Source organism: uncultured Clostridium sp., assembly GCF_937920395.1.
In the GTDB taxonomy this organism is placed as follows: Bacteria; Bacillota; Clostridia; order Clostridiales; family Clostridiaceae; genus Clostridium_AD.
The window spans coordinates 1-3,636 of sequence record NZ_CALEVF010000353.1; the positions used below are offsets into that span (position 1 = coordinate 1).

General features: G+C 28.2%; 2 protein-coding genes. One reads left to right on the forward strand and one right to left on the reverse strand.

Going from position 1 to position 3,636, the window contains the following annotated elements; all coding sequences use genetic code 11:
- A partial coding sequence (locus Q0649_RS20825) for a fructose-1,6-bisphosphatase (RefSeq protein WP_298846377.1) occupies positions 1-1,432 on the reverse strand: 1,432 nt, incomplete at its 3' end.
- 310 nt (positions 1,433-1,742) lie between these two features.
- Here Q0649_RS20825 and Q0649_RS20830 point away from each other — a divergent pair.
- On the forward strand, positions 1,743-2,759 hold the full coding sequence (locus tag Q0649_RS20830; RefSeq protein ID WP_298846379.1) for a MarR family transcriptional regulator: 1,017 nt from the start codon (positions 1,743-1,745) through the stop codon (positions 2,757-2,759).
- Positions 2,760-3,636 lie beyond the last annotated feature (877 nt).

Below are 3,636 nucleotides of genomic sequence, written 5' to 3' on the forward strand. Positions count from 1 at the left end.
TATCTAGTGCGTAAAGTTTAGATGCTGAACCTTCTTTACCAAAATAGGCTTCTCTGGCTAAACGCTCAGTTCTATCTATATAAGACTTTCCACTATAAATAGTGTCATCTATTTTTACTTTTTTAAAACTGCCATCTTCATTTAGTGAGATACATCCATGAAAAAGTAAATTTGAGTTGTATTTTAAGTACATACTACCCTTAGAATATAAAAACCGTATATGTTTTTGGAGTTTCTCACTATTTAAGAAAGAAGATTTAAGTTTATCAATAAGTTGTCTTTCGTCTTCGGTTAATTTGTAAGGATCACTCGGATCTATAGTTGGAAAATTAGGATCATTTAGTTGATATTGTTTTCCATCAATATCAATGGTGCCATTTTCAAAATCTATCTTATTAAGAAGTAATCTGGAATGCATTTCATAATGAGGACGTCTTTTTATTATTTCACCTTCAAGTTTAAATTGAATTATAGTTATAGCCTTATGCATTTTTGATATTAAATTAAGGTCTTTATCTGCATAGTTGTTTTCTGGGAAAACCTTAGGTTTAAATGCCTTACAAGGGTCATCATTATAAAAATCTTGAGCGAAAGTTGCTAGTGGCAATAAGTTAATGCCATAACCTTCTTCGATTGTATCTAAATTTGCATATCTTGTTGAAATCCTAAGAACAGTAGCAATAGAGCTTTCACAGCCAGAAGCAGCTCCCATCCAAAGTATATCATGGTTACCCCATTGTATATCAATAGAATGATAGTTCATTAGTGTATCTAATATTATATGTGCTCCGGGACCTCTATCATAAATATCACCTAGAATATGAAGCCTATCTATAGTAAGCCTTTGAATCAGATTTGAAATGGCAACTATAAATTCCTTAGCTCTTCCAATTTTAATTATGGTTTGAATAATGCCATTGTAATATTCTTGTTTGTTAAAAGTGCTTTGCTGTTCATGAAGTAGTTCCTCAATAATATATGAAAAATCTGGTGGTAGTGCTTTTCGAACTTTAGATATAGTATATTTAGATGAAATGGTTCTACAAATTTTAATTAGTTTATGAAAAGTGATTTTGTACCAATCGTCTATATCGTCTTCTTCTCTAATTGCTATATCTAACTTTTGTTCTGGATAATATATAATGGTTGCGAGTTCTTTTTTTTCGCTATCTCTAAGTGAATTACCAAAAATATCGTTGATTTTTCGTTTAATTACCCCAGAAGCATTTCTAAGAACATGAGAAAAGGATTCGTACTCACCATGAATATCTGTGAGAAAATGCTCAGTTCCTTTAGGAAGATTTAATATAGCTTGTAAATTTATGATTTCGGTACAAGCATCTGGAATTGTAGGATAATTGCTAGCTAGTAGCTCAAGATACCTCAAATCTTTTTCTATAGTTTCAATTGGTGTCTCACTAGAAAATATCATTTTCGAATCTCCTTTATATTGTATGAATTTTATCAATGTAACGGTTTAACATAACATTATAATTAAAAGTGTATTACACTATTATAGGACATTTTATTGTAAAAATAAAATATTATTTACTATGTTATATTTTATGCGTATATTAGTTTAAATATAAATAGGTTTTGTAACTAATTAATATGTATAGAATTAGGCGAAAATCCTTTTGTTGATTTGATATAATATTTTTGGTACAATGTTTTATGGTGCCTACGTGTACATGAAAATAATAACTAATATAAATGCTAAATAGCATACAAGGGGAAATTCTATGAAGCAAAATGACTATTTGCTAAATATACATTCGTTATATAATCTAGCAAGATATGCATTCCTAAAGATTGAATCTAATTATGCAAGGACTGTTGAGACTTCAGGTATAACTCTACCACAACTTCGAGTTTTATGGATTATTAAGGTGTTCCCAGGAATCTCACTTAGTAACATTGCTAGGATTGGGTGTTGGAGTTCACCTACAGTCAGTAATATCATCAAAATTTTAATTAATAAAAAACTAATATTTAAAGAAGAAACAATTAACAAAAAGTTATATAAACTCCAATTAACACAGCTTGGCAATTGGTATATTAATGTGAATAAACAAGGTAAGGAGAACAAGATTTACCTATTTGATTTAATAGGTTTATTTTCAAGCGAAGAATTAGATTTTATTATAGATATTTTTACAAAAATCATAATAAAAGAAAAAAAAGAATTTATTTTTGATTATATTGATAAAATAAATGAATTAAATTTAAAAATTGATGTAACGGATTTTGACAATAATACAGTGGGTATTATAAGAAAAACGATTGCTTTATATAATTTACTAAGAATATTCATTTTAACCATAAAAAGTAATCATAGTGAACCACTAAAGGAGTTTAATGTTACATATGCCCAACTTAGAGCTTTATGGATAATTGCAGCATTCCCAGGTGTTACATCACGTGAATTGAGTGAAATAAGTTTTTGGTCACCCTCTACTGTTCATGTAATAGTTAAAAATCTATATAATAAATCCTTCATTCATAAAGAAAAAGCTTTGATTAAAAATGCGCATTATTTAGATATATCAAAAAAAGGTGGTAATTTGATAATAGATGATTATAATAAAAATCAAAAGACCTTATTAATATTTAAAGAATTAGAAGGGATAAGTTATGAAGATATATTAAACTTAAATGTTCTTTTACTTCGGATGAATAATAAACTAGGAAATTATAAAACAGAAGAATATATAAAAAAAACTATTGTTATTATTAAAACTAAAGCATTTAAAGAGTAGAGGTATAAATTATTTTTGTTATATACAGTGTACTATCCTTATATTTAATTATAGGGATTTTTTTACGCGTTTTTTAATATAATAGTAAAGTTTTAATAAGGGTAACCAAATTTTTTTTTAGATAATACATAATTTTAGATAATAAATAGCAAGTTAGTATAGTAGTATGATTAAATTTCTAGTTTAGAATATAAGAATAAGTCTGATCTAATAATTAGATGCTCAAGTACTTAATAATTATTATATCTAAAAAATTCAATACATCACAATACAAAATTAAAAGGTGGTATAGAAATGAGTAAAAATGTAAGAACAATTACAATTGTTGCAGCCATAATTCTTGTAATAATAATGCCTATTATTGGAGGTTACAATAAGATAGTAAGTTTAGAACAAAAGGTAACGGTAACAGAGGGAAATATAGATACGCAGTTACAAAGAAGATCTGATTTGATTCCTAATTTAGTAGAAACGGTTAAAGGTTATGCCTCTCAGGAAAAAGATATTTTTATAAAAGTAGCTGAGGCTAGAGCTAAACTTGCAGGTGCAACAAACGTAACAGATAAAGCTAAGGCAGATGGCGAACTTAGTAGTGCAGTGTCAAGGCTTTTAGTAATTGTTGAGAAGTATCCAGATCTAAAATCCAGTGCTAATTTTAAAGATTTAACAGTAGCACTAGAAGGCAGCGAAAATAGAATAGGTACTGCAAGACAGGATTATAATACAAGTGTTGGAGCGTACAATACAACAATAAAAAGGTTCCCTAATAATATTATTTCGGGTATTTTTGGATTTGATAAAAAACCACTTTATAAGGCTAGTGAATCAGCAGATCGGAAGAGCGTCGTGTAGGGAAAGAGTGTGGATCAAGTGTAGA

Bases quoted from the DNA above. Each gene is read 5' to 3' on its own strand.
- Q0649_RS20830 (WP_298846379.1), top strand. From the start codon at position 1,743: ATGAAGCAAAATGACTATTTGCTAAATATACATTCGTTATATAATCTA.